Source organism: Enterobacter cloacae complex sp. 2022EL-00788, from assembly GCF_026627565.1.
GTDB classification, from domain to species: domain Bacteria; phylum Pseudomonadota; class Gammaproteobacteria; order Enterobacterales; family Enterobacteriaceae; genus Enterobacter; species Enterobacter pasteurii.
Map to the genome: position 1 here is coordinate 1 of NZ_JAPNMC010000010.1, position 25,091 is coordinate 25,091.

The 25,091-nt window shown below is 54.6% G+C and carries 29 protein-coding genes, 2 tRNA genes and 2 other RNA genes; 14 read left to right on the forward strand and 19 right to left on the reverse strand.

Annotation, left to right across the window (positions count from 1 at the left end; genetic code table 11):
- Nucleotides 1–11: 11 nt before the first annotated feature.
- From OWK27_RS16070 to OWK27_RS16080, 3 genes are all read right to left on the reverse strand, one after another.
- A tRNA-Ser gene (locus tag OWK27_RS16070) sits at nucleotides 12–99 on the reverse strand.
- A gap of 137 nt (nucleotides 100–236) precedes the next feature.
- Entirely contained in the window at nucleotides 237–914 is a 678-nt protein-coding gene (locus OWK27_RS16075) for an isochorismatase family protein (RefSeq protein ID WP_267590765.1), read from the reverse strand.
- A 20-nt stretch (nucleotides 915–934) separates the two neighbouring features.
- A complete protein-coding gene (locus OWK27_RS16080; protein WP_267590766.1) occupies nucleotides 935–1,795 on the reverse strand; it encodes a pirin family protein in 861 nt (286 codons plus the stop codon).
- A gap of 109 nt (nucleotides 1,796–1,904) precedes the next feature.
- Here OWK27_RS16080 and OWK27_RS16085 point away from each other — a divergent pair, with 109 nt between their 5' ends.
- Nucleotides 1,905–2,810, forward strand: coding sequence for a LysR family transcriptional regulator (locus OWK27_RS16085; protein ID WP_267590767.1), 906 nt, complete (start codon nucleotides 1,905–1,907; stop codon nucleotides 2,808–2,810).
- 63 nt (nucleotides 2,811–2,873) lie between these two features.
- On the opposite strand, the gene OWK27_RS16090 is transcribed toward OWK27_RS16085, so the two are convergent.
- The 3 genes from OWK27_RS16090 to OWK27_RS16100 all read right to left on the reverse strand — a co-directional run bounded on the left by OWK27_RS16090 (nucleotide 2,874) and on the right by OWK27_RS16100 (nucleotide 3,325).
- Nucleotides 2,874–3,009: non-coding RNA, RtT sRNA (locus OWK27_RS16090), on the reverse strand.
- Nucleotides 3,010–3,054: 45 nt separating this feature from the next.
- Nucleotides 3,055–3,192: non-coding RNA, RtT sRNA (locus OWK27_RS16095), on the reverse strand.
- A 45-nt stretch (nucleotides 3,193–3,237) separates the two neighbouring features.
- Nucleotides 3,238–3,325 (reverse strand) — tRNA-Ser (locus OWK27_RS16100).
- 231 nt (nucleotides 3,326–3,556) lie between these two features.
- Here OWK27_RS16100 and ghrA point away from each other — a divergent pair.
- From ghrA to OWK27_RS16120, 4 genes are all read left to right on the forward strand, one after another.
- Complete coding sequence (gene ghrA / locus OWK27_RS16105; protein WP_267590768.1) at nucleotides 3,557–4,495, forward strand: glyoxylate/hydroxypyruvate reductase GhrA; 939 nt, start codon at nucleotides 3,557–3,559, stop codon at nucleotides 4,493–4,495.
- A gap of 84 nt (nucleotides 4,496–4,579) precedes the next feature.
- Nucleotides 4,580–5,317 carry a phosphatase gene (locus OWK27_RS16110; RefSeq protein ID WP_267590769.1) on the forward strand — a complete coding sequence of 246 codons (738 nt, stop codon included), beginning with the start codon at nucleotides 4,580–4,582 and terminating at the stop codon, nucleotides 5,315–5,317.
- A 19-nt stretch (nucleotides 5,318–5,336) separates the two neighbouring features.
- Nucleotides 5,337–5,891, forward strand: a complete 555-nt coding sequence (locus tag OWK27_RS16115; protein ID WP_148421787.1) for a TorD/DmsD family molecular chaperone — start codon at nucleotides 5,337–5,339, stop codon at nucleotides 5,889–5,891.
- Between the two features lie 96 nt (nucleotides 5,892–5,987).
- Nucleotides 5,988–6,470 carry a DUF1097 domain-containing protein gene (locus OWK27_RS16120; RefSeq protein WP_267590770.1) on the forward strand — a complete coding sequence of 161 codons (483 nt, stop codon included), beginning with the start codon at nucleotides 5,988–5,990 and terminating at the stop codon, nucleotides 6,468–6,470.
- 42 nt (nucleotides 6,471–6,512) lie between these two features.
- On the opposite strand, the gene csgG is transcribed toward OWK27_RS16120, so the two are convergent.
- From csgG to csgD, 4 genes are read right to left on the reverse strand one after another with little or no spacing between them, the layout of a single operon-like run.
- Nucleotides 6,513–7,346, reverse strand: a complete 834-nt coding sequence (gene csgG, locus OWK27_RS16125) for a curli production assembly/transport protein CsgG (RefSeq protein ID WP_148421783.1) — start codon at nucleotides 7,344–7,346, stop codon at nucleotides 6,513–6,515.
- Between the two features lie 26 nt (nucleotides 7,347–7,372).
- The gene (gene csgF / locus OWK27_RS16130; RefSeq protein ID WP_006809295.1) at nucleotides 7,373–7,789 is read right to left on the reverse strand and encodes a curli production assembly/transport protein CsgF; all 417 of its coding nucleotides are present in this window, start codon (nucleotides 7,787–7,789) and stop codon (nucleotides 7,373–7,375) included.
- Between the two features lie 26 nt (nucleotides 7,790–7,815).
- On the reverse strand, nucleotides 7,816–8,205 hold the full coding sequence (csgE, locus tag OWK27_RS16135; protein ID WP_148421781.1) for a curli production assembly/transport protein CsgE: 390 nt from the start codon (nucleotides 8,203–8,205) through the stop codon (nucleotides 7,816–7,818).
- A 4-nt stretch (nucleotides 8,206–8,209) separates the two neighbouring features.
- On the reverse strand, nucleotides 8,210–8,860 hold the full coding sequence (gene csgD, locus OWK27_RS16140) for a biofilm master transcriptional regulator CsgD (RefSeq protein ID WP_176610651.1): 651 nt from the start codon (nucleotides 8,858–8,860) through the stop codon (nucleotides 8,210–8,212).
- Between the two features lie 742 nt (nucleotides 8,861–9,602).
- Here csgD and csgB point away from each other — a divergent pair.
- The 5 genes from csgB (at nucleotide 9,603) to ymdB (ending at nucleotide 12,042) form a co-directional block, all read left to right on the forward strand.
- Nucleotides 9,603–10,058, forward strand: a complete 456-nt coding sequence (gene csgB / locus OWK27_RS16145) for a curli minor subunit CsgB (RefSeq protein WP_242174544.1) — start codon at nucleotides 9,603–9,605, stop codon at nucleotides 10,056–10,058.
- Nucleotides 10,059–10,097: 39 nt separating this feature from the next.
- A complete protein-coding gene (gene csgA / locus OWK27_RS16150) occupies nucleotides 10,098–10,553 on the forward strand; it encodes a curli major subunit CsgA (protein ID WP_148421778.1) in 456 nt (151 codons plus the stop codon).
- 55 nt (nucleotides 10,554–10,608) lie between these two features.
- The gene (gene csgC / locus OWK27_RS16155; RefSeq protein ID WP_267590771.1) at nucleotides 10,609–10,941 is read left to right on the forward strand and encodes a curli assembly chaperone CsgC; all 333 of its coding nucleotides are present in this window, start codon (nucleotides 10,609–10,611) and stop codon (nucleotides 10,939–10,941) included.
- Between the two features lie 160 nt (nucleotides 10,942–11,101).
- Nucleotides 11,102–11,425 (forward strand): type 1 fimbrial protein, encoded by a 324-nt coding sequence (locus OWK27_RS16160; RefSeq protein ID WP_148421776.1) that lies wholly within the window; start codon nucleotides 11,102–11,104, stop codon nucleotides 11,423–11,425.
- Nucleotides 11,426–11,505: 80 nt separating this feature from the next.
- Entirely contained in the window at nucleotides 11,506–12,042 is a 537-nt protein-coding gene (gene ymdB / locus OWK27_RS16165; protein WP_176610648.1) for an O-acetyl-ADP-ribose deacetylase, read from the forward strand.
- A 41-nt stretch (nucleotides 12,043–12,083) separates the two neighbouring features.
- Here ymdB and mdoC read toward each other — a convergent pair whose 3' ends face one another.
- Complete coding sequence (mdoC, locus tag OWK27_RS16170) at nucleotides 12,084–13,223, reverse strand: glucans biosynthesis protein MdoC (RefSeq protein ID WP_148421774.1); 1,140 nt, start codon at nucleotides 13,221–13,223, stop codon at nucleotides 12,084–12,086.
- Nucleotides 13,224–13,478: 255 nt separating this feature from the next.
- Between mdoC and mdoG the strand changes: the two genes are divergently transcribed.
- From mdoG to OWK27_RS16185, 3 genes are all read left to right on the forward strand, one after another.
- Complete coding sequence (mdoG, locus tag OWK27_RS16175) at nucleotides 13,479–15,032, forward strand: glucans biosynthesis protein MdoG (RefSeq protein ID WP_193356310.1); 1,554 nt, start codon at nucleotides 13,479–13,481, stop codon at nucleotides 15,030–15,032.
- Nucleotides 15,025–17,553: a glucans biosynthesis glucosyltransferase MdoH gene (mdoH, locus tag OWK27_RS16180; RefSeq protein ID WP_176610646.1), complete on the forward strand. Its 2,529-nt coding sequence runs from the start codon at nucleotides 15,025–15,027 to the stop codon at nucleotides 17,551–17,553. The genes mdoG and mdoH overlap by 8 nt, the downstream gene beginning before the upstream one ends.
- A 63-nt stretch (nucleotides 17,554–17,616) precedes the next feature.
- Nucleotides 17,617–17,844, forward strand: coding sequence for a YceK/YidQ family lipoprotein (locus tag OWK27_RS16185; protein WP_148421771.1), 228 nt, complete (start codon nucleotides 17,617–17,619; stop codon nucleotides 17,842–17,844).
- Between the two features lie 7 nt (nucleotides 17,845–17,851).
- Here the strand turns inward: OWK27_RS16185 and OWK27_RS16190 are convergent, their stop codons facing one another.
- From OWK27_RS16190 to OWK27_RS16200, 3 genes are all read right to left on the reverse strand, one after another.
- The gene (locus tag OWK27_RS16190) at nucleotides 17,852–18,226 is read right to left on the reverse strand and encodes a MysB family protein (RefSeq protein WP_148421770.1); all 375 of its coding nucleotides are present in this window, start codon (nucleotides 18,224–18,226) and stop codon (nucleotides 17,852–17,854) included.
- A 99-nt stretch (nucleotides 18,227–18,325) separates the two neighbouring features.
- Nucleotides 18,326–19,543 (reverse strand): multidrug efflux MFS transporter MdtG, encoded by a 1,218-nt coding sequence (mdtG, locus tag OWK27_RS16195; protein WP_193356308.1) that lies wholly within the window; start codon nucleotides 19,541–19,543, stop codon nucleotides 18,326–18,328.
- A 142-nt stretch (nucleotides 19,544–19,685) separates the two neighbouring features.
- The gene (locus OWK27_RS16200; protein ID WP_148421768.1) at nucleotides 19,686–20,612 is read right to left on the reverse strand and encodes a Kdo(2)-lipid IV(A) acyltransferase; all 927 of its coding nucleotides are present in this window, start codon (nucleotides 20,610–20,612) and stop codon (nucleotides 19,686–19,688) included.
- Between the two features lie 222 nt (nucleotides 20,613–20,834).
- Here OWK27_RS16200 and OWK27_RS16205 point away from each other — a divergent pair, with 222 nt between their 5' ends.
- Nucleotides 20,835–21,884 carry a rhodanese-related sulfurtransferase gene (locus OWK27_RS16205; protein ID WP_148421767.1) on the forward strand — a complete coding sequence of 350 codons (1,050 nt, stop codon included), beginning with the start codon at nucleotides 20,835–20,837 and terminating at the stop codon, nucleotides 21,882–21,884.
- Nucleotides 21,885–21,923: 39 nt separating this feature from the next.
- Here the strand turns inward: OWK27_RS16205 and OWK27_RS16210 are convergent, their stop codons facing one another.
- The 5 genes from OWK27_RS16210 to bssS all read right to left on the reverse strand — a co-directional run bounded on the left by OWK27_RS16210 (nucleotide 21,924) and on the right by bssS (nucleotide 24,951).
- Nucleotides 21,924–22,502 (reverse strand): YceI family protein, encoded by a 579-nt coding sequence (locus OWK27_RS16210; protein ID WP_148421766.1) that lies wholly within the window; start codon nucleotides 22,500–22,502, stop codon nucleotides 21,924–21,926.
- A 1-nt stretch (nucleotide 22,503) separates the two neighbouring features.
- Entirely contained in the window at nucleotides 22,504–23,070 is a 567-nt protein-coding gene (locus OWK27_RS16215) for a cytochrome b (protein WP_176610642.1), read from the reverse strand.
- A 227-nt stretch (nucleotides 23,071–23,297) separates the two neighbouring features.
- On the reverse strand, nucleotides 23,298–23,411 hold the full coding sequence (locus tag OWK27_RS16220) for a DUF2770 family protein (RefSeq protein ID WP_148421764.1): 114 nt from the start codon (nucleotides 23,409–23,411) through the stop codon (nucleotides 23,298–23,300).
- A gap of 50 nt (nucleotides 23,412–23,461) precedes the next feature.
- Nucleotides 23,462–24,580: an N-methyl-L-tryptophan oxidase gene (gene solA / locus OWK27_RS16225; protein WP_267590772.1), complete on the reverse strand. Its 1,119-nt coding sequence runs from the start codon at nucleotides 24,578–24,580 to the stop codon at nucleotides 23,462–23,464.
- A gap of 116 nt (nucleotides 24,581–24,696) precedes the next feature.
- Nucleotides 24,697–24,951, reverse strand: coding sequence for a biofilm formation regulator BssS (gene bssS / locus OWK27_RS16230; protein WP_003858012.1), 255 nt, complete (start codon nucleotides 24,949–24,951; stop codon nucleotides 24,697–24,699).
- Nucleotides 24,952–25,091 lie beyond the last annotated feature (140 nt).

A 25,091-nucleotide genomic window follows, 5' to 3' on the forward strand; every position in this document is an offset into this window, starting at 1 on the left:
TTCTTAAAGTATGGCGGTGAGGGGGGGATTCGAACCCCCGATACGTTGCCGTATACACACTTTCCAGGCGTGCTCCTTCAGCCACTCGGACACCTCACCATATTGTTTTGCTGCCTGACCGCTTGGGGGGCAACGGGGCGCTACTATAGGGAGTTGCGCCAAAACGGTCAAGCAGATTTTCTGCATTCGTGCCTGTTCGGTTAAGCCTTAATCAGCTTTTGCCGCACAGCGTAGGATTAACGCTGTGAATCGAGCACTTCGCTGTTTTTCACCACGTCCTGCGCTTTGCCGTAGCTTTCGATGAGCAGCTGGTAGGCCGGGAAGATATGCGTGTAAACCTCAGCCCATTCAGCCGCATCTTCACGATTCCATGTCCGCTGAATCTCAGAAGCAACGGCTGCCGTATCCATCGGCACCACGCCTGCCTGCACCACGCGGGCAAGAGTGATCTCCTGGGCCATCTTGCTGTAGGTGCCGGACGCATCTATTACCGCAAACACTTTGTAGCCATCCGCCACCGCGCTGATAGAGGGAAAAGCCATGCAGACGCTGGTGATAGTGCCCGCGATAATCAGCGTTTTACGCCCCGTGGCTTTTACCGCCGCCACAAACTCCGGGTTATCCCAGGCGTTGATCTCGCCCTTACGCGCAACGTACTGCGCGTGCGGCGCGTTGGCGTGGATCTCCGGGATAAGCGGGCCGTTTGGTCCCTGTGGCACCGACGCCGTGGTGATCACCGGGATCTTCGCCAGCGAGGCAATTTTTGCCAGCGCCGCCGCACGGGCGCGCAGCTCGGGCATTGGCATGTCGCCAACGGTCTGGAACAGCCCGCTCTGGTGATCGATAAGCAGCATGACTGCATCATTTACGTCAATAACGGGACGTGCACCGTTGAAGTTTGCAGGGGGAGACATAATGCGCTCCTTTATTACGTTCAGATCTGGCCAAAGCGGCCGGAGTTGAAATCGCGAATTGCCTCGGCGATTTCGGTTTTACTGTTCATCACAAACGGGCCATAGCCGACAATCGGTTCATTCAGCGGCTCCCCGGCCATCAGCAGCACCTTCGCGTCGCTGCTGGCTTCGAGATGCAGCTTGTCACCGCTCTGGCTTAGCACGACCAGCTGCGCTTCACCCGCCGGCGTGGCGCCATTTACCGTCACGCTGCCCTCAACGACAACCAGCGCCGCGCTCCAGCCCTCTGGCTGATGGAGCGTCAGATGGCTGCCCTGATTCAGCGAGAGATCCCACACATTCAGCGGCGAGAAGGTATGAGCCGGGCCGGTTACATCTTCATAGCGTCCAGCGATGACGCGTAGCGTTCCGCTGTTATCCGGAAGGGTAACCGACGGGATATCCGCCCGAGTGATGCTCTGGTAGCCCGGCGTCGCCATCTTGTCTTTGGCGGGCAGGTTGACCCACAGCTGCATCATTTTCAGTTCGCCGCCTTTCTGCGCGAACGCGCCGGAGTGGAACTCCTCGTGCAGAATGCCTGCGCCAGCCGTCATCCACTGCACGTCTCCCGGGCCAATCACGCCGCCTCTGCCGGTGGAGTCACGATGCTCAACCTCACCGGCGTAGACGATGGTGACCGTTTCAAAGCCGCGATGAGGATGCTCGCCCACGCCGCGTTTTACGCCATCCGCCGGGAAGGTGTGAGGCCCGGCGTAATCCAGCAGCAGAAACGGGCTTAGCGTTTCGCCATGCGTCTGGTAAGAAAACATCGAACGAACGGGAAAACCGTCGCCGACCCAGTGCGGACGGGGTGCGGTATAAACGCCAGTTACGTTTTTCATGATTAACTCCTGATGTTCTGTTGATGTAATTAGCTTATATTCAGGGTTAATATCCCGGTAGATAGCGAAAATGACATTCACTGTTCTTCAAATAGAACAATGGGGGCATATGCAGGATCTCAATGATTTCGCGTGGTTCGTGAAGGTGGTGGACCATGGTGGGTTTGCGGCGGCAGGGCGAGCGCTGGATCAGCCTAAATCCAAACTGAGTCGCCGGATCGCACAGCTGGAGGAGCGGCTCGGCGTTCGGTTGATACAGCGCACCACGCGGCAGTTCACGGTGACTGAGGTGGGGCAGACGTTTTATCAGCACTGTAAAGCGATGCTGGTAGAGGCCGAAGCGGCGGAGGAGGCCGTGGCTGCCTTACAGGCTGAACCGCGCGGTATGGTCAGGATCGCCTGTCCGGTGACGTTACTGCACGTTCACGTGGGGCCAATGCTGGCAACGTTTATGGCACGCTATCCGGGGATTAACCTCCAGCTGGAAGCGACCAACCGCCGGGTCGATCTGGTCGGTGAGGGAGTGGATGTGGCGATCCGCGTTCGCCCGCGTCCGTTTGACGACAGCGATTTAGTGTTAAGGGTGCTGGCTGACAGGGGACACTGCCTGGTTGCCGGACCGTCCCTGATTGAACGGATGGGTAGCCCGTCGATGCCCTCTGAACTCAGCAAATGGCCGGGTTTAAGTATGGGGGCCGGCAGGCACCTGCATAAGTGGGATCTGAGCGGGCCGGAGGGGGCGAAAGCAGAGGTTCACTTTACGCCGCGCCTGGTGACGACCGACATGCTGGCGCTGCGGGAAGCGGCGATGGCGGGCGTGGGCGTGGTGCAGCTGCCGATTTTGATGGTGAAAGATCAGCTTGCGTCAGGGGAACTGGTTCGGGTACTGGACGCGTGGGAGCCAAGACGGGAAGTGATTCACGCAGTATATCCTTCCCGGCGCGGTTTACTGCCGTCGGTCAGGACGCTGGTGGATTTTCTTACCGAAGAATATGCCCGGATGGTGGAGGAGTAACGTTTCCGGGGGACAACTGAATGCGAGCACCGAACTATCCCCTCTACCCTCTGGGGAGAGGGTTAGGGTGAGGGGGGGATTGACTCGCTTCGCTCGCCCTGCGGGCAGCCTGTTCGCTGCGCTCGCAGTCTGTCCAACTGGCTGTCGCCAGTTGTCGAACCCCGGTCGGGGATTCTCATCCCCCCCACAGGTGTGCAATATGTGAAAAAAAGCCCGTACTTTCGTACGAGCTCTTCTTTAAATATGGCGGTGAGGGGGGGATTGACTCGCTTCGCTCGCCCTGCGGGCAGCCTGTTCGCTGCGCTCTCAGTCTGTCCAACTGGCTGTCGCCAGTTGTCGAACCCCGGTCGGGGGTTCTCATCCCCCCACAGGCGTGCAATATGCGAAAAAAAAAGCCCGTACTTTCGTACGAGCTCTTCTTTAAATATGGCGGTGAGGGGGGGATTCGAACCCCCGATACGTTGCCGTATACACACTTTCCAGGCGTGCTCCTTCAGCCACTCGGACACCTCACCATATTGTCATCCCGTTGTTGTCGGGACGGGCGCTAATGTAAGGAAAAGCCGTACTGCCGTCAACTCACTTTTTCAGTAATTTAGCGCGTTTAGACAAACTTCAGGCAACCTGATTCCGAAATGTGCGAAAAGCGCCTCTTTTATCAGCAACGCGGTTTCCCGTTAAATTTGTTATGCTGGCAATCCAGTTGAAAATGAAAATAAAACCGCGCAAAAAAGGCAGGAATGACTATGGATATTATCTTCTATCACCCCACTTTTGATACGGCTTACTGGATTGACGCGATCGCGGCTGCACTGCCTGGCGCACGCGTTCGCGAGTGGAAGCGGGGCGATAATGAACATGCCGACTACGCCCTCGTCTGGCATCCGCCGGTTGAAATGCTTCAGGGGCGCAGGCTGAAGGCGGTGTTTGCCCTCGGCGCTGGCGTGGATTCCATTTTAAGTAAGCTGAAGGCACACCCGGAAATGCTGGCGGAGGATATTCCCCTGTTCCGGCTGGAAGATACCGGCATGGGCCAGCAGATGCAGGAATATGCCGTGAGCCAGGTGCTGCACTGGTTCCGCCGCTTCGACGATTATCAGGCGTTTAAGCAGAAGGCCCACTGGGAACCGCTCCCGGACTATCAGCGTGAAGATTTTACCATCGGCATCCTCGGGGCAGGGGTATTAGGCTCAAAAGTGGCAGAAGCGCTCGCGCCGTGGGGCTTCCCGCTGCGCTGCTGGAGCCGCAGCCGCAAGAATTACCCGGGCGTCGAGAGCTTTGCCGGCATGGACGAACTCCCCGCGTTCCTGAAACAGACGCGTGTCCTCATTAACCTGCTGCCAAATACGGGGGAGACGGTTGGCATTATTAACGGTGCGCTGCTCAACCAGCTGGCTGACCAGAGCTACCTGATGAACCTGGCGCGCGGGGTGCACGTTGTAGAGGACGATCTGCTGAACGCGCTGGACAGCGGTAAGCTGAAAGGCGCTATGCTGGACGTGTATAGCCGCGAGCCGCTGCCGGCGGAAAGCCCGCTCTGGGCTCACCCCCGCGTGGCGATGACGCCACATGTTGCGGCCGTGACGCGTCCGGCAGAGGCCGTAGCGTATATCTCGCATACCATCAGCGAGATAGAGAAGGGCAACGCGGTGACCGGACAGGTCGACAGACAGCGAGGCTACTGAGAGAAACCCGGCGTTAGCCGGGTTTTTGCTAATATTCGCCGCTGATAACTGCTATCCTTTGGAAAAAACGCAGAGGAGAGAAAGATGTATCCCGTTGACCTGCATATGCATACCGTCGCCAGCACCCACGCTTACAGCAACCTCCATGATTACATCGCGCAGGCGAAGCTTAAGGGCATTAAGCTGTTTGCGATAACCGATCACGGCCCGGATATGGCGGATGCGCCGCACTACTGGCATTTTGTGAATATGCGTATCTGGCCTCGTCTGGTAGACGGCATCGGGATACTGCGCGGCATTGAAGCGAATATCAAAAATATCGACGGTGACATTGACTGCACCGGCCCGATGCTGACCTCGTTAGATCTGATCCTCGCCGGTTTTCATGAGCCCGTTTTTGCGCCGCAGGATAAAGACACCAATACCGCGGCGATGATCGCCACCATAGCCAGCGGCAACGTGCACATTATCAGCCATCCGGGCAACCCTAAATACCCGATTGATATTGAGGCCGTGGCGCAGGCGGCGGCAAAACACCGCGTGGCGCTGGAAATTAATAACTCCTCGTTTGTTCACTCGCGCAAGGGCAGTGAAGCAAACTGTCGCGCCGTGGCGGCGGCCGTGCGTGACGCGGGCGGGATGGTGGCGCTGGGCTCTGATTCACACACCGCCTTCACGCTGGGTGACTTCAGCGAGTGCCTGAAAATTTTACAGGACGTGAACTTCCCGGAAGAACGGATCCTGAACGTCACGCCGCGGCGTATGCTCGACTTCCTTGAGTCGCGCGGCATGGCACCGATTGATGAATTTGCCGATCTTTAATTAATAACGGAACAGAAACATGAATGAGTTTTCCATCCTTTGCCGCGTGCTGGGCACCTTATATTATCGCCAGCCGCAGGACCCGCTGCTGGTTCCGCTGTTTACCCTCATCCGTGAAGGTAAACTGGCGCAGAATTGGCCGCTGGAGCAGGATGATTTGCTGGAACGTTTGCAAAAAAGCTGCGACATGCAGCAGATTTCAACCGATTACAACGCGCTGTTCGTGGGGGAAGAGTGTCGCGTTTCGCCGTATCGTTCTGCCTGGCAGGAAGGTGCAACCGAGGCGGAGGTGCGGGCATTTCTTTCAGAACGCGGCATGCCGCTGACGGATATGCCAGCCGATCATATCGGTACGCTGCTGCTGGCGGCCTCGTGGATTGAAGATAACGCGGGAGACGATGAGAATGAGGCGATTGAAACCCTGTTCGACACGTACCTGCTGCCCTGGTGCGGCACTTTCCTCGGCAAAGTTGAGGCTCACGCCACCTCGCCATTCTGGAGAACGCTGGCACCCCTGACGCGCGATGCCATCGCTGCGATGTGGGATGAGCTGGAAGAAGAGAACGAAGAGTGATTTAAGTCACAAAAAACCTGCAACGATACATTTCAACTTGCACGTAATGTGCTTCCGATCTCATTTCCCCGGTGCGCATCTGCTAAGATGCGCACCATGAATATCTTACTTTGTATTGCACTCACGACAGGCATCCTCTCCGGCATCTGGGGATGGGTAGCAGTGTCTCTCGGTTTGTTGAGCTGGGCGGGTTTCCTTGGCTGCACGGCCTATTTCGCCTGCCCGCAGGGTGGCCTGAAGGGGCTGTTTATTTCGGGCTGTACCCTGCTGAGCGGGGTAGCCTGGGCGATGGTCATCATGAAGGGCAGCGCGCTGGCACCGCATATCGAGATGCTGGGTTACGTCATGACCGGGGTTGTGGCCTTCCTGATGTGCATTCAGGCAAAACATCTGCTGCTCTCCTTCGTGCCCGGCACGTTTATGGGCGCCTGCGCCACCTTTGCCGGGCAGGGGGAGTGGAAGCTGGTGGTGCCTTCGGTAATGCTGGGATTACTGTTTGGCTATGCCATGAAGAACAGCGGCCTGTGGCTTGCAGCCCGACGAGAAAAGCCCCAGAACGTTACGGCGGTAAGTGAATAAAAAAAGGCGAGAGTGATATCTCGCCTTTTTTAGCGCTGCCGATCAGGATTCCGGCGGCACCGACATCTCGCGGTACTTCACCAGAACCGCATTTCTTACGTCACTCTTATTCTGAAGATCCCACAGGCCGCGATCGATACCGTCGTTAATCAGGAAAATCACCCCGGTTTCGATGGCCGACATCAGGCACAGCATAACCGGCTCGTTGGCGGTGTAGCCAATTTCACCTTCCAGCAAACGCTGATAGTCAATAAAGCGGAATACCCCCGCCTGCACCTCATAAGAGAGAATCGTTTTGCTGGTGGTTACGGAGGACAAAATTTCGCCCGTACTCACGTTAACCACGCGCAGGCTAACGGCAATCTGATCCAGCTGATACTGCGTGTCGGCTCCAATTCCAAAGTAACGCGCACCTGCGCCGCCCGATTTCACGTTGCTTTCGTAGCCGATAATCGACCCTTCCACCATGATATTGGCTGCGGTGAGAGACTGAAGCGGCATGCGGTTATTGACGCCGACGGTCCCATTCTCCTGAGCGGCACGAATGATTTTTCGTTCGTTCAGCAGGTTTTGCAGTCCCTGACGCTCCAGCGGGATAAACCAGCGCGAATCTTTCAGGGCGGTAACCAGCATCGCGGTTGCGCTCTGCGGGACGGCCGTCGAGAAGTTGCTGGCCGGATACGGTTTGAACTGTCCCGTTTCGTCCTGAATGTTATACACCGAGACGAATATCTTCCCGGTTGGCACCGGCAGATGCGTCAGGTCGCGATAGCTCTGGGCGCGGGGCATTAACGTTGGCTTAGCGGCTTCTTTCGGCGGAGCAGTTAAACAACCGCTTAATAAGCACACCGCAACTAAAATAAAAAAGCGCTGCATGATGATTGTCCTTATTTCGGAGGTGTTCAGAAATCAGTTGAACTGGTCTGCAAGCCGGAAACCTGGATTGTCGACGTTCTTCCGGTTTTACGATCGGTCACATTTAACTGAAGCTGCCCATCTTTGTTGGCAATATCGACGATAAAGTCGTTAGTCACCATGCGGCCGGGTTTGCCGGTATTAATATTGGTTAACAAGCCTCCTAATATTTGCGACTGGATGGCCTGAGTGAAGTTATCCAGCGCAGACGGGGTCTCGATACCGAAATCATCGTCATAGCTGGGGTCCTTATACGAGTTTTGAGCCTGAGCCTGATTAAGCATAAATGCCCCGTTATTCGGGTTGCCGCCAAAATTGGGGTTGCGGAACTGAAAGGTCATATTTCCGGCCCAGCTTAATGGCGCAATGAGCATTAACGAAATCACCGTGTGTGCGAGACGCATAACAGCCTCCGAAATAGGTATCGTTGCTAGAACTCATCTTTTGCTAAATCGCCGGTGCTCAAAAGAGCTTTGTCTAACTGCAGGCGGTTAATAGCGTCTTCTGTTTGTGCCAGCGCGAAAGCGACGTTTCGATCGAAGTCTCTTTTCGTTGGGAATAAAAAGGTCTGGTAAATAACGTCCTGATTAGCGGTTATTGTGATCCAGCTTCCCCAGCGCGCGCTGGGCCTCTCGTTGATGGTTAAATTACCGGGGTAGTCGCTTTCCCACTTATCGCTGAAGGCGCGATAAAAATCGTGTCCGACAGAGGTAACGGTGTGGTCGGTTAACAGCCCCGGAACTTCAACCTCAACAGCCTGAAGGCTTCCGACAGCAAACAGGAAGCCTGCGGCGGCAATCCAGTTCAGCGTGCTTTTCATGCTATTAGCGCCTGAGGTTATCGTTTGCCCACGACACCGCCTGCGTGCGATTTTTAACAGCTATCTTTTTGAAAAGATTATAAAGATGCGTCTTAACCGTATTTTCGCTGATAAATAACGAACGGGCGATTTCAATATTTGAAGCACCGATACGCAGTTTGTTCAGGATCTCTTTCTCACGGTGCGTCAGAAGTGCGGATTCTGAACTGTTATAGCGATAATTGCCGGAGTGGGTAATCAGGTAGCTGGCAAGCTTTTGCGAGAAATAACACTCTCCGCGCAATATGCTCTGCAACCCCTCTACGACACGGTTCTCTTCTTCAGTGACGTAAAATACGCCGTTGATATGTGGCCAGCTCTCTATTTCGCGGAAGGGATACTCATCAGGGGTATTCAATAATAGCAAACGGATATTATTGTTTTTCCTGCTTAAATTATCCTGCCAGTAATGGATTAGTTTTTTATCCGCTTCCATCATATCGAGTAAAATGATGCTGCCAGGCGCGATGTCATCAAAAGAACGTTGAATATTATGCAGTTTCCCGCTCAGTGAAAGACATTGCTTTAAGTGCTGCAACAACGCTGTAGCCTGTAAAGAAGGTTTGGTGATCAACAATAACGTATGACCGGGTAAGCTATGGACTTCATTAAACATGATGAAACCCCACTTTATTTATGACACCCGGCAGCTGCCCTCTCGTGTAATTGAAAGAGGAACCAGAAGTACTGACAGGTGTGGCACTGCTGTGTGTAGTTAAAAACCACCTCCAGAGGAGGCGGTAAATTTAAAAACAAATAACGTGCTGCTGTTTTCAATCTAGCTATTGCAAACTTTAAAGCAAGTGTTAATCCTGTAACAGAATGTAACTCTGGATATTAAAATGTGTATTTCGCGAGAGATATTGATTTTACGTTAATGTGAAAGTTGTACAGGTGAATAATGATGCACAGATTTTATCCGTCATGCAAACTATTATAACCGGCTGATGTTTATTGCTTTGTATTATCGCAGGCCAGCCGGCAGAGGGTATGAGAAGCGTAAAAAAAGTAAGCCCTTTCTAAGCAGGACGGTTTTCTTAAGAAAACTTGCTTCGCGTCACGCGGATCGTAAAGGATGTGCTTTTTCATGCGCAGGAGGCCAGCCAAAGTTAGACGGTCCGCCTGTTCGTTGTACAACGGCAAAGCGAGTATCTTGTTTCTGCATTTGACGTGCGTGGCAGCTTCCGGGGCGAAATTTACGACTTTGAGGTGAAGCGGTATATAAAAATAATAAGCACGGGTGAGATATTAAATAACTTCCGGCAGACATAATGTTTTTCGTAACGCGGCGTTAACAAAACGAATCGCGTTAACGACGGAGTAAACGTTTCTTTTATAGCCAGGCCCAGGGTGACAGCATGAAAAACAAAACGTTGCTTATGATGTTTACATTACTGGGTGCGCCTGGATTTGTAATCGCAGGATCTTCAGATTTAGCCGTTTCTGAATATAACTTCGCGATTAATGAATTAAGTAAAGCTTCATATAATCAGGCCGCCATTATTGGTCAACAGGGATCCGGGAATAATGCTGATGTTCGCCAGGGCGGTGCTAAATTACTGTCCGTAATTTCTCAGGATGGGGGAAATAACCGAGCGAACGTCGATCAGTCAGGGGCTTATAACCTTGCTTATATCGATCAGTCCGGTAACGGCAACGATGCGAGTATCAAGCAGGGGGCTTTCGGTAATACCGCCATGATTATCCAGAAAGGCTCGGGTAACAGGGCGAATATAACGCAGTACGGTACGCAGAAAACAGCAGTTGTAGTACAGAGACAGTCGCAAATGGCTATTCGCGTTATTCAACGCTAGCCATCCGCGACGGCTTAATCAATCCGATGGGGGTTTACCATGAAACTTTTCAAAGTGGCAGTTATTGCAGCAATCGTAGTTTCTGGCAGTGCTTTCGCAGGTGCGGTACCACAGTTTGGCGGCGGCCACGGCGGTGGATGGGGAGGCGGCAATAATGGCCCTGACTCAACCCTGAGCATTTACCAGTACGGTGGCGGTAACTCCGCGCTGGCCCTGCAGACGGATGCCAGAGACTCTGAACTGACCATTACCCAGCATGGTGGCGGTAACGGCGCAGATGTAGGGCAGGGCTCTGATGACAGCTCCATCGATCTGCTGCAAAAAGGCTTTGGTAACAGTGCAACCATTGACCAGTGGAACAGCAAAGACTCGGTTATCAGCGTGAAACAGTTCGGTGGCGGTAACGGCGCGGCTGTAGACCAGACCGCGTCCGGTTCAACGGTGACCGTGCAGCAGGTTGGCTTCGGCAACAACGCCACCGCGCATCAGTACTGATTCTGCTCCATGCTAAAAACAGGGCGTGTGCCCTGTTTTTTTTCGTGAGGACCTCATGAGCACACTCATTCTCCTGGCCGCGCTTTCAGGCCAGATAACGTTCAATACCTCACGGCAGGACGAAACGATCTCCATTATTCCGCGGGTCACTCTGGTGGACGCCTGCCGCTGCCGGGTCGGCGTTTTATCCGTACGCCAGGGGCCGGCTGGGAAAAGTATCTCCCGGCAGAAAAATACCCTTTTTATCCCCGCTAATCAGCCGATTGATTTAACCCGTATACGTTTAAATATGGGTTCAGGGGATGCGGTAAAAATAATTGTCACCGTTACCGATGGAAAATCGCTTCATTTATCCCAGCAGTGGACCGCGCCGATGAGTACGCTTTAATAATTCATGAAATCAATGATTTATAAAAGTGGCGGACCTGCGAAGGTGAGCTATGCTGATATCAAGAACCCCGCAATTTGGTTCCGTAACGTGATACTTCATAGGTCATAACGGAGCGTTTTTACCCCTCAAGGACGAATTTCATTGAGGAGTACAAATAATGATCAAATCCGCAGCGTGTATTATTTCCGGTATGGGACTGATCCTGTCCGCCTTTTTTTCTCCGGCGTATTCAGCCACGATTGAAAAGGGAGGGATTATTCATTTTCGCGGCGCGATTGTGGCCGATCCTTGCGACGTCACTCCTCAGCAGCATCGGCAGCTTTCCATTTCCTGCCCGGATAATAACCATATCAACACGCAAACCATCAGCTATGACGAGGCTTTAAGCGGCCATCAGTCTCGGTCCAATCTGGCCGCCGTCACCATGAAATACCTGAATGAACAGAAAACGCTCGCGGTCGTTCAGGTGGACTACCGTTAATCGCCGATTCTGGTACGACGGTTTTTCTCCTTCGCCCTCTGCGATACACTGGTGAAAAAGGCGGGGTGTAGGGGGTGTTTATGAGACCGCAAATCGACGTAGTTCATGGCGATATCACGACGGTGCACGTAGACGTGATCGTTAACGCTGCCAATTCTTCCCTGCTGGGTGGGGGCGGCGTGGATGGTGCCATTCACCGGGCCGCCGGACCTCGGCTCCTTGAGGCGTGTAAGGTCGTAAGACAGCAGCAGGGAGAGTGCCCGCCGGGGCATGCTGTTATTACGCTGGCGGGCGATCTGCCGGCCAAAGCGGTGATCCATACCGTGGGCCCCGTCTGGCACGGGGGAGATCGCCATGAGGCTGAAATTCTGGAGCAGGCGTATCGCAACTGCCTGCGGCTTGCGGCAGATAACGGGTATAAGACGATGGCATTCCCGGCCATCAGCACGGGCGTTTACGGTTATCCAAAAGAGGCGGCTGCAGCTATCGCCGTGAATACCGTTTATCACTACCTTTCCCTCAAGCCCATGCCGGAAAAAGTCATTTTTGTCTGTTTCGATGAAGAGACCGCCGACCTGTATCAACGGCTGCTGACCGAGCGCAGCCAGGCATTTTGATGTCTGGGAGGCAAAAACGGCGCCCTTGCGGCGCCGTTTTTTTATCCTGCTTTAACCTGTGGTTTTCCTGAGAACAGGAAGCGCAATAGCGGGATCCGCAGGTGGATTTCATACAGCACAACGGCAATGCCAACCACAAAGACGAGGCCGGTGAAAAAGCCCAGCGCGTTTGACGCAATATGCGGCGTGATGTAAGCGCCGAAGAACAGCGTCAGCGGGTGGTGAACCAGGTAGATAAACAGCGAAGCATTAACGAAGTAGGTCACGCGGCTGGATTTAAAATTCAGCAGGCGATGGCCGAGCGCGAACACCACGTTCACCATCCACAGGCCCATCAGCATGGTTATCACGCTTTCCGTTTCGTACATCCACGCGTCCCCGCTGCCGTAGCGCTGATTGAGCAAGTAGGCCGCGAAGGCCAGAGCAGCACCCACGGCACACCAGGGGGAGGGGGTAGTAAACAGCGCCTTAAGCCGCGGATGAATGAATGCCAGCGCCCCGATCAGGAAGAAGGGAATGTAGAATAGCGTTTGCATCACCACGAAATTAAACAGCCCGTCGCTCAGAATGGGCGGGTAGACAATGAAAAGGGTGCGCCTGAGGGCCGCATAAGCGATTCCCAGCGCAAAAAACAGCAGCGACAGCTTGCCCAGGGTGATGCTGGAGAAGAAGGTGCGGGATGCTGTGCTCGCCCGCTGGCGCAGCCAGCTGAAGATCGCGAGGCTTACCGTGGTTAGCACCACCAGCACCAGCAGGAACCAGAGATGAGATATCAGCTCCCAGGCCAGGGTGTTGTATTTTTCATACAGAGAGAGATTCGGCCAGCTTTCCGTCTTTCCTTTGACGTACTGCAGCATAATAAACTGCGGCAGCGTTAACAGGGGGATCGCCGTCAACATCGGTATCCCAACGCGCTCCACGCGGACCTTCCACCATCGCTTCAGGGGATAGCGCAAAAAGAGCATGTAGGAGAAATAGCCGGAAATGACGAAAAACACCTGCATGCGGAAGGCGTGAATAAAATCGTTAAACAGCGTAAGCCACCACGAAGGCATCTGGCTGTTCACGTGCCAGGTATGGCTGGAATAAATCAGTGAAATGTGAAAAGGGATCCCCAACAGCATCAGCCATGCGCGGATCGAGTCGAGGAAATATTCACGTTCTACAGGGGGTGTGCTCATATCGCGTTGCGCATTCTCAGACTTTTCGCCTTATCCATAAGGCTCTTAATGGTTACATTCGGAGCCAACCCTACACCAAGACCGACACCCTGTCTCCAGGATAAGCACGCAAAGTGAAAAGCGGGTTCTTTCATTTGCTTATTCCATGAGCCAGCGAGCTGAACAAAGCAGTGATAATGTTGTCGGATTGCCTGAGTTTCCATTAAAATGGATCGGATCGATATAAGCACACAAAGGGGGAAGTGCTTACTTATTATGAAACATAAACCACAAGTAATGAAAATGCGTTGGTTGGGTGTTGCAGTGCTGTTGTCTCTGTATACCTCATCTGCACTGGCCTTTAACATCGATGATGTCGCAAAACAGGCAAAATCGATGGCGGGCAAGAGCTATGAAGCGCCAAAAAGTAACCTGCCCTCCGTTTTCCGCGACATGAAATACGCGGACTATCAGCAGATCCAGTTCAATCACGATAAAGCGTACTGGAACAATATTAAAACCCCGTTCAAGCTTGAATTTTATCATCAGGGTATGTACTTCGACACGCCTGTTGCCATCAATGAAGTGACGGCAACCGCGGTTCGCAAAATCAAGTACAGCCCGGATTATTTCAATTTTGGCAATGTGCAACACGATAAAGATACGGTGAAAGACCTCGGCTTCGCAGGCTTCAAGGTGCTTTACCCGATCAACAGCAAAGATAAAAACGACGAAATCGTCAGCATGCTTGGCGCCAGCTACTTCCGCGTAATCGGCGCGGGGCAGGTGTACGGGCTTTCTGCGCGCGGCCTGGCCATTGATACCGCGCTGCCATCAGGTGAAGAGTTTCCGCGTTTCCGCGAGTTCTGGATCGAACGTCCAAAGCCAACCGACAAACGTCTCACCATCTATGCGCTCCTTGACTCCCCTCGTGCGACTGGCGCTTATCGCTTCGTGATTATGCCAGGGCGTGACACGGTGGTGGACGTGCAGTCTAAAGTTTACCTGCGCGATAAAGTGGGCAAGCTGGGCGTTGCGCCGTTGACCAGCATGTTCCTGTTCGGGCCGAACCAGCCGTCTCCGGCGACCAACTTCCGTCCCGAGCTGCATGACTCCAATGGCCTGTCCATCCATGCCGGTAACGGCGAGTGGATCTGGCGTCCGCTGAACAACCCGAAACATCTGGCCGTCAGCAGCTTTGCGATGGAAAACCCGCAGGGCTTTGGTCTTCTGCAGCGTGGCCGTCAGTTCTCCCGCTTTGAAGATCTGGATGACCGCTACGATCTGCGCCCGAGCGCCTGGGTTACGCCGAAGGGCGACTGGGGTAAAGGTAAGGTCGAGCTGGTTGAAATTCCAACCAACGATGAAACGAACGACAACATCGTGGCTTACTGGACGCCGGATCAGCTGCCGGAAGCCGGTAAAGAGATGAACTTCAAATATGCGATCACCTTCAGCCGTGACGAAGACAAGCTCCACGCACCGGATAACGCGTACGTTATGCAGACGCGTCGTTCAACGGGTGATGTGAAGCAGTCCAACCTTATTCGTCAGCCGGACGGTACGCTGGCATTCATCGTGGACTTCACCGGCCAGGATATGAAAAAACTGGCGCCGGATACTGCCGTGACGGCACAGGCCAGCATTGGCGATAACGGTGAAATCGTTGAAAATGCCGTGCGCTACAACCCGGTAACCAAAGGGTGGCGTTTGACCCTGCGCGTGAAAGTGAAGGATCCGAAACAGACCACTGAAATGCGCGCCGCGCTGGTCAGTAACGATAAGCCGCTGAGTGAAACCTGGAGCTACCAGCTACCTGCCAATGAATAATACATCTGAATATATTGATGCCATGCCGCTGACGGACATTGAAAAAGCGGCACTCCCTGCGAGCGACATCCGCGCGGTTCACACCGCGCTGGATGGCGAACATCGTCCGTTTTCTCGTGATGATGACACGCCGCTGGGGTCAGTGAAGGCACGCCTGGAACAGGCGTGGCCGGACTCGCTGGCGGAAGGGCAGTTGATCAAGGATGACGAAGGGCGTGACCAGCTGCAGGCAATGCCGAAGGCCACGCGTTCCTCCATGTTCCCCGATCCGTGGCGCACCAACCCGGTGGGCCGCTTCTGGGATCGCCTGCGCGGGCGTGACGTTACGCCGCGCTATCTGTCACGTCTGACCAAAGAGCAGCAGGCGTCTGAGCAGAAGTGGCGTACCGTGGGAACCATTCGTCGCTACATTCTGCTGCTGCTGACGCTGGCGCAGACCGTCGTCGCCACCTGGTACATGAAATCTATTCTGCCGTACCAGGGCTGGGCGTTGATTAATCCTGCTGACATGATTGGCCAGGATATCTGGGTCTCCTTCATGCAGCTGCTGCCGTATATCTTACAGAGCGGTATCCTCCTGCTGTTCGCCGTGCTGTTCTGCTGGGTCTCCGCCGGGTTCTGGACCGCGCTGATGGGCTTCCTGCAGCTGCTGATGGGGCGTGACAAATACAGCATTTCCGCGTCGACGGTCGGGGATGAACCCCTCAATCCTGAGCACCGTACCGCGCTGATTATGCCTATCTGTAACGAAGACGTTGACCGCGTATTCGCGGGGCTTCGTGCGACCTGGGAGTCCGTAAAGGCTACCGGTAACGCGGCGCATTTCGACGTCTATATCCTGAGCGACAGCTACAACCCGGACATCTGCGTGGCAGAGCAAAAGGCCTGGATGGAGCTGATTGCCGAAGTGCAGGGTGAAGGGCAGATTTTCTACCGTCGCCGCCGCCGCCGCGTGAAGCGTAAGAGCGGGAACATCGATGACTTCTGCCGTCGCTGGGGTAACCAGTACAGCTACATGGTCGTGCTGGATGCGGACTCCGTGATGAGCGGCGACTGCCTGAGCGGGTTGGTCCGTCTGATGGAAGCCAACCCGAACGCGGGTATCATTCAGTCCTCGCCTAAGGCGTCCGGCATGGACACGCTGTATGCGCGCTGCCAGCAGTTTGCCACCCGCGTCTACGGACCGCTGTTTACCGCCGGTCTGCACTTCTGGCAGCTGGGTGAATCTCACTACTGGGGCCACAACGCCATTATCCGCGTGAAGCCGTTCATCGAGCACTGTGCGCTGGCGCCGCTGCCGGGTGAAGGGTCGTTCGCCGGGTCCATTCTGTCGCATGACTTTGTGGAAGCTGCGCTGATGCGTCGTGCAGGGTGGGGCGTCTGGATTGCCTACGATCTGCCGGGCTCCTATGAAGAGCTGCCGCCGAACCTGCTGGATGAACTCAAGCGTGACCGCCGCTGGTGTCACGGTAACCTGATGAACTTCCGCCTGTTCCTGGTGAAAGGGATGCACCCTGTTCACCGCGCGGTGTTCCTGACGGGCGTGATGTCCTATCTGTCCGCGCCGCTGTGGTTTATGTTCCTGGCGCTCTCCACCGCGCTGCAGGTCGTGCATGCCCTGACGGAACCGCAGTACTTCCTGCAACCGCGCCAGCTGTTCCCGGTGTGGCCGCAGTGGCGTCCGGAACTGGCGATTGCGCTGTTTGCCTCAACCATGGTGCTGCTGTTCCTGCCTAAGCTGCTCAGCATCATTCTGATCTGGTGCAAAGGCTCGAAAGAGTACGGCGGTTTCTTACGCGTTACCCTCTCGCTGCTGCTGGAAGTGCTATTCTCGGTCCTGCTGGCACCGGTGCGCATGCTGTTCCATACGGTGTTCGTGGTGAGCGCGTTCCTGGGATGGGAAGTGGTGTGGAATTCGCCGCAGCGTGACGATGACTCTACGCCGTGGAGCGAAGCGTTTATGCGCCATGGCTCCCAGCTGCTGCTGGGCCTGGTGTGGGCGGTCGGTATGGCATGGCTGGATCTGCGTTTCCTATTCTGGCTTGCGCCAATCGTCTTCTCGCTGATCCTGTCGCCGTTTGTGTCGGTGATCTCCAGCCGTTCGACGGTGGGCCTGCGCACCAAGCGCTGGAAGCTGTTCCTGATCCCGGAAGAGTATTCTCCGCCGCAGGTGCTGGTTGATACCGATACCTATCTGGAGCAGAACCGCAAACGCTCGCTCGATGATGGCTTTATGCACGCCGTGTTTAACCCGTCATTTAACGCACTGGCGACAGCAATGGCGACCGCGCGTCACCGTGCCAGCCAGGTGCTGGAGATCGCCCGCGATCGTCACGTTGAGCAGGCGCTGAACGAGACGCCAGAAAAGCTTAACCGCGACCGTCGTCTGGTACTGCTGAGCGATCCGGTGACGATGGCAAGGCTTCACTACCGCGTGTGGTCCGCGCCGGAGAGATACTCTTCGTGGGTGAACTACTATAAGGACGTGAAGCTGAATCCGCTTGCGCTGAAGGCGAAGTAACGCTTCTTTACCCGCCACATAAAATACCGGCTTAAGCGCCGGTATTTTTTTAGAGGTTAAACAATGAAAATCTTCATCGTTATCATAACGGCATGCCTGCTCAGCGGCTGCGGCAGCATTATCAGCCGCACCATTCCCGGACAGGGCCACGGGAATCAGTATTATCCCGGCGTGCAGTGGGACGTTCGCGATTCCGCATGGCGCTATCTCACCGTGCTCGATCTGCCGTTTTCGCTGATTTTCGATACGCTATTGCTGCCCATCGATGCCAGCCACGGCCCGTACGAGTAGCGGTAACTTATCGCTCGTCCCATTCGTCCGCTGCGGCCTGACCTTCTTCCGTATCCAGCGGCGGTTCGAGCTGAAACTCGCCTTCATCCCATTCATGCAGCGTATTTTCTTCGAGCCACTCCTGACGTAACTCAATTTCGTCATAGTCGCCGTCGAATACGGCCTGCGCACCTTCACCACTCAATAACGGCAAACATTCTCCGTCTTCGCCCTCATCAGCAAAGAACTCGGCCTGCCACATAATATCGCCGTCCTGAAGGACGTATTTCTGAATATTGAACTGTTGCACGTCAGCATCTTCTTCCTCAATGCCGGGGTTATCGGCGAGGAATTCTTCGCGAGCGGCATCGATAGCTTCTTCCAGCGTGGCGTACATGGTCATTGGTGTCTCCCTGTTTTTCGTGAAGGTATTCAGGGAAAGGATAGCTGATTATCTGCTTTTGCAAGTACGAATGCGAAAATTAGCCGTCACGATAGTGTCTTATTCCCGCGCCGGACGTAGCGCCCGGGATAAACTGAGCCACGAATAAACCGCGTTGAACAGCACGACGCCAGCCGTAACGATGAAAACGGCCCGGAAGCCGAAGCTGGCCGAAATCCCCGCCCCGACCAGCGGCCCGGTGACGTTACCCAGATCGCGAAACGACTGGTTGTAGCTGAAAATACGTCCGGCAATCTGGTTGGTGGAGTTATAGACCAGCAGCGTCTGCACCGCCGGGAGCAACGCACCATCCGCTGCTCCCAGCAGGAAGCGCAACACGCCGAGCTGCCACGGTGAGTTCACCATCGACATGGGGATCAGCAGCAGAACGGAGACGATCAGGGCGCAGATCAGGATTTTTTCCGGGCCAATGCGATCGCCCAGCCTGCCGAGCCGTGGCGCGCTCAGTAACGCGGCCACGCCGGGAACGGAGGCGATCAGTCCGCTGATAAACGCGATGCTGCTGACGTTTCCGGCCAGATCGCGCACGTAGAGCGTGAGGATAGGGGCGATCGAGCCGGTCGCCACCTGGATAATCATGGTGGTGACGAACAGGCTCAGCACCAGCTTCGGATTTTTTAGCGAGGCCAGCACGTCGCGGGCGCGCAGCATCTCTTTTTTGGCCACGGGCGTAAAGTTCTCGCGGATGCAGATAAGCGTCACGAGGAAACAGAGAAACAGCACGCTGGCGGTAATGAAGAAGACCGGCCGAAGACCGTAGTGGTCGGCAAGCAGCCCGCCTGCCAGCGGGCCAAGCAGCGCGCCGCTTACTCCCCCGGTGGAGAGCGTGCCGAGCGCCCAGCCGCTTTTATGACGCGGGATCTGGGTGGCGATAAGGGCGTTGGCATTCGGGATAAACCCGCCGAGCAGGCCCAGGAGCGCGCGCAGTATCAGGAACTGCCAGACGTTCTGCGCCACCCCCATCAGCAGCATGATAATGGCCATTCCGAGCGCCGAGCGCAGCAGCATGATTTTTCGGCCTTTACGGTCAGCAAGCCCGCCCCAGAACGGCGATGCAATGGCGGAAAACAGGAACGTAATGCTGAATACCAGCCCCGACCACATGTTCAGCGCGCCGTGGCCGGTGACGCCCAGCTGTTCAACGTAGAGGGGCAGGAAGGGCATCACCAGGCTAAAGGCGGCGCCAGTAAGAAAACAACCCAGCCACGCAACCGTCAGGTTACGTTTCCAGTTTATGGGAGCATCTGAGGGGGACATAACTATCCGCATTAAGAGGTGCAGGGCACCGTGACCAGTGAGGTAATAAGCCTGCTAATTATGCGCCTGGGTTATGGTTGTCGCAATGCGGGAGAGCTTTTAAAGCTAAAACGCGATGCGGCCCCGGAAGGCCGCATGCAGTTTAATACCGGGAAGGGACGCCCTCCGGGCGGGTTTTGAAGCGTCGATGCAGCCACATGTACTGCTCCGGCGCAAGCATGATGCATTGCTCGACGATGCCGTTCATCCACCGCGCGGTGGTTTCTGCGTCATCCAGCGGTGGCGCGAGTTCCGGCTCCAGCATAATGAGCTGATAGCCCGAACCGTCCGGCTTGCGGCGCGGCACAAACGGCACGATAGCCGCTTTCGACATCCGCGCCAGCATCCAGGTCCCGGTAGTGGTAGCCGCGTCCTCTACCGCGAAGAACGGAACAAACACGCTGGATTGCGGGCCGTAGTCATGATCGGGGGCATACCAGACCACTTCACCTGATTTAAGGGCGCGGATCATCCCCTTCAGGTCTTTACGGTCGATCATGCTTTTATTGGAGCGCATGCGGCCGTTGGTCTGGATCAAATCGATCACCGGGTTGTCGTTAGGACGATACACGCCAATGCCCGGCGCCTGCATGCCGAACATGCGCGCGCCAATTTCGAGCGTCAGGAAATGGACGCCAATCAGCAGAACGCCGGTCTGGTTAGCCTGGAGATTATGCACCGGATCCATACCGGTACCGGCTACCTCTGTCCAGCGCGCCATGCGTTTATCCGACCAGAACCAGGCCATACCGGTCTCCATCAGCCCCATGCCGACAGATTCGAAGTTTTTCACCACCATGTCGTGGCGCTCAGATTCGCTCATCTGAGGAAAGCAAAGCTCAAGGTTGCGATACGCGATCCTGGCGCGACGCTTCATAAACTGTTGAGCAATGCGACCCAGACCTTTACCCATCCGGAAGAGAACGGGATAAGGAAGTTGTACAATAAGCCACAACAAGCCAATGCCTGACCATGTTAACCAATAGCGGGGATGCAAAAGCGCGGCAGTAAATTTCGGTAACTGGGTCATGTCTGTCCTGTGTTCTAACGTCCTGAGGAGCTATTGTCTCATTTTTTAAGGCATAGCCAAAATGTCTGTCATCGAAACATGCAGGATGACCGTACCTGTTAAGTCTGTTTAATCAGGTTGACTGAAATGTAGCGTAAATTGTGTGGATGTAAATTGTCTTTGTTTGCTATATGATGCCGACCGATTTTTACTTCTCTCTGACGATTGCAGGACTTGTACACCATGCCAGTGTTACACAACCGGGTTTCGAATGAGATGCTGAAAGCGCGTATGTTAGCCGAAACCGAGCCGCGCACGACCATCTCTTTCTATAAATATTTCACCATCAACGATCCGCAGGCCACCCGCGATGCGCTTTACCAGGCTTTCACCAGCCTGAACGTGTTTGGCCGCGTCTATCTGGCGCGTGAGGGTATCAACGCCCAGATCAGCGTGCCGGAAAGCAAAGTCGGCGCGTTCCGTGATTGCCTTTACGGGTTTGATCCGGCGCTTGACGGGCTGCGCCTGAACGTCGCGCTGGACGATGACGGAAAATCCTTCTGGGTGCTGCGCATGAAAGTGCGCGAACGTATTGTCGCAGACGGGATCGACGATCCGACCTTCAATGCCGGTGACGTGGGGGAATACCTCAAGGCCGCTGAAGTAAACGCCATGCTCGACGATCCGGATGCGGTATTCATCGATATGCGTAACCACTACGAGTATGAAGTGGGGCATTTCGAGAACGCGATGGAAATTCCGGCCGACACCTTCCGTGAACAGCTGCCGAAAGCCGTCGAGATGATGCAGGAGCATAAAGACAAAAAGATCGTTATGTACTGCACCGGGGGGATACGCTGCGAAAAAGCCAGCGCCTGGATGAAGCACAACGGCTTTAATAAGGTCTGGCACATTGAAGGCGGGATCATCGAATACGCTCGCCGCGCCCGCGAACAGGGCTTACCGGTGCGTTTTATCGGTAAAAACTTTGTGTTTGATGAGCGTATGGGCGAGCGCATTTCAGAAGATGTGATTGCGCACTGCCACCAGTGCGGTACGCCGTGCGACACGCACACCAACTGCAAAAACGACGGGTGTCACCTGCTGTTTATTCAGTGCCCGGCCTGCGCCGAAAAGTTTAACGGCTGCTGTAGCGAGCTGTGCAGCGAAGAGAGCGTGTTGCCGGAAGAGGAGCAGCGCCGCCGTCGGGCAGGGCGCGAGAACGGGAATAAGATCTTTAATAAATCCCGGGGTCGACTGAATACGAAACTGGGTATTCCGGACCCGGAATAAATAACTGCCCGGCGGCGCGATTGCCGGCCGGGCCTGTTTTTACGACTTCTGCTGTACGCCTTCCACTGAAATAATCAGCTCCACGTCCTGCGACGCCGGGCCTAAATCGGTGGTGATATTAAAGTCCTTCAGATGAATTTTACCTGCCGCTTCAAAGCCAGCACGTTTTCCGCCCCACGGATCGTCGCCCTGTCCCATTAATTTCGCTTCAAGAGTGACTGGTTTTGTCACGCCATTCAGCGTCAGATTACCGGTAATATTGAGCTTGTCCCCGTCTTTCTTCACGTCTGTCGAGGCGAAGGTAGCCTGCGGGAATTTCGCCACGTTCAGGAACTCGGCGCTGCGCAGATGCTTATCACGCTCGGCGTGGTTAGTATCAACGCTGTTGGTATTGATGGTGACATTCACCTTATCGGCAGCGGGATTTTTCTCGTCAAAACTAAAGGTGCCGTCGAAGTCATTGAACGTGCCATATAACCAGCTGTAGCCCAGATGCTGAATGCGGAAATTGACGAAGGCGTGCTGGCCCTCTTTATCAATTTTATAGTCAGCGGCAACGGCCGAACCGGCAGTAAATAACAGCGAACCTAATGCGATACCCAACAGGCGTTTTTTCATTTTATGCTCCAGAGTCAGCTGACGAACGGCCAAGCATGCGCTTAAGCGTATCGTCTTTATCAATAAAGTGGTGTTTCAGAGCCGCGAGGCCATGCAGAACTGAGAGGATCACAACGCTCCATGCCAGCCACAGATGAACCACACCTGCGGTGTCAGCCTGCGCGCCCGCATCGGCCAGCGTGGCGGGGACGTCGAAAAGCCCAAACACGCTAATCGGCTTGCCGTCTGCGGTCGAAATGAGATAGCCGCTGACAAGAATAGCCAACAGCAGGGCATAGAGTACGATATGTGCGCCAACTGCAGCGATGCGGGTGAATCGGCTGTGGCTTTTGGGCGCCGGCGGCGGGGGAGAGACATGCCGCCAGATGATACGGAAAACCAGCCCCATCATCAGCAGCACCCCGATGCTTTTGTGCAGCTCGGGAGCCTGGTGATACCAGCCGTCATAATAGCTCAGCGTCACCATCCACAGCCCGAGACCAAACATGGCATAGACGGCAAGGGCAAATAGCCAGTGTAAACACATGGATATTATTCCGTAGCGGCTGGAAGAGTTTCGCCATTGCATATGAATTTCCGTTTTCAGATGTTCGAGCAGTAAAAATGAACGTGATAAATAAATAATGCAACTGAAAAAAAAGGATAATGATTTTTATTTAATTTATTTCAGCGAATTTGAATGTTTTTCCGCAATGTATTTCAATTGCTTCGTTCAATAAATTTGAGGGGCTGATTTTTAAAAAAAAGGAAGTTAAATAAACTTAAGGGAGTGTCAGTAAACGTCAGCGAGAGTTTTCAGAAGAAGACAATATAAATGACATCGATAATCGCCAGCAGCGACCAGAGAAGAAGGTAGAGCATGAAATGCTCGCGGATGTTATTGATAAGGTAATTTACCAGTCTGCGCATAACGCCTCTGTAGCTAAACAGGCTCCGGTTATTCGGAGCCTGGGGAGGTATTATCGGTCAAAGCGCGAGAGCGCGAAGGGTTTCAGATCAAACTGAGGCGAAATACCCTGGGCGAACTGGGCGGCGATTTCCCCCAACACCGAGGCAAATTTAAACCCGTGACCGCTAAGCCCGGTTACGATCAGGGTGTTGTCGTGTCCGGGCAGGGTGTCGATGATAAAGTCTTCATCTGGCGTGTTGTCATAGGTGCACGCCGCGCCATACAGCAGGCCGCCCACGCCCGGCAGGATGTTGCGCAGGAACATAAAGGCTTCGGAACCATCCTGCGGATAAGCCCCGAACGGCTTGCGCTCTTCAGGAGAGGTGATGATTTGTCCGCCGTTGTGTTTGCCGATCTTGAGCGCGTCTTTTTCGGAAGGGAAACCGTAGAACTGATCGCCGTTGGGTAACTCGCCGGTGAACGCCGGGAATTTATTCTGGCTGCTGTAGCGTCCATCAGACTGGAACCAGGAGAAGGCCTTGCGTACCGGCTGGACGGGCAGGTCCGGCAGCAGCTTCGTTACCCACGTTCCCGCACTCACCAGCAGGCGCGTCGCAGTATACTCGCCGTCAGGTGTGGTGACCGTAGCACCCCCGGCATGGTGGCTGATGGCCGTAACCGGGCAATTAAACAGCTGCGCGCAGCCCGCCCTGGCGGCTAAATCAATCCAGGTTTTAATGGCCGTTTCGCAGTGCAGTACGCCAGAGTTGGCCTCAAACAAACCAATGTAATCGTCAGGAACGGAAATTTCCGGCCAGCGCGCCATTATGCCGTTCGCGTCCAGACGCTCGACGTCCAGGTGGAAAGCTTTTGCGCTCTCTTCGACGGTGGACAGAAACGCCGAGTCGGCTGGCCCAAGATTGATAATCCCGGTGCGCTCAAATATGCGCTCCTCGGTCTGCGCGGCAAGCTCGTCCCACAGCGTTTGTGCACGAAGCACAAGCGGTACGTAACGTTCACCCTCACCATAAGCGTGACGGATCAGGCGGGTATCGCCGTGATGGCTTCCTTCTGAATGCGGGGGAAGGTGCGCGTCGATCATCAGCACATTCAGGCCGGCCTGCGTGGCGTAATAGCCGGCGGCAGATCCTACGGAGCCGCTTCCAATAATGATTAAATCGTAAGTCATAGGCTTCTCTTCACTAACGCTTTGTTAGCAGAGTAATTAACTGTGCGGGCTTATACAAGAAAGAAATAAATAAGGCACCGCGAGGGTGCCTGTGGAGTGAAAATGCGGGCATGAGATTAATGCCGTTTATACTCATTTTCCTGATAGTCGCCAGATTCTATTTTTGCAATGCCTGCTTCCAAAATAGAGATAAACTGACGGGCGACGTCTGTTGTAAGCCACAGCGTCTGTCCCACTTCCGCTTCGTCACGGTTTAGCTGATTCGGGGTCTGGTAGTGCAAACGCAGCATCAGCGCGTCGTAGCTGTCTACGGTGCTGATATCCCAGCCAACAAGCGGATGGGTCTGGATGACTTCACTATTCTTTTCCATTATAACCCCCTTAATGCGTGTTAGAAGACAACGACTTTGAGGTTCAATGCATGTTTTTCTGAAGCATTTTCAGTATACCAATTAATAAGGGTTCCGCAGGAAAAAATAAATGGGTAGCAACACATTTTTATGGTTTTTAG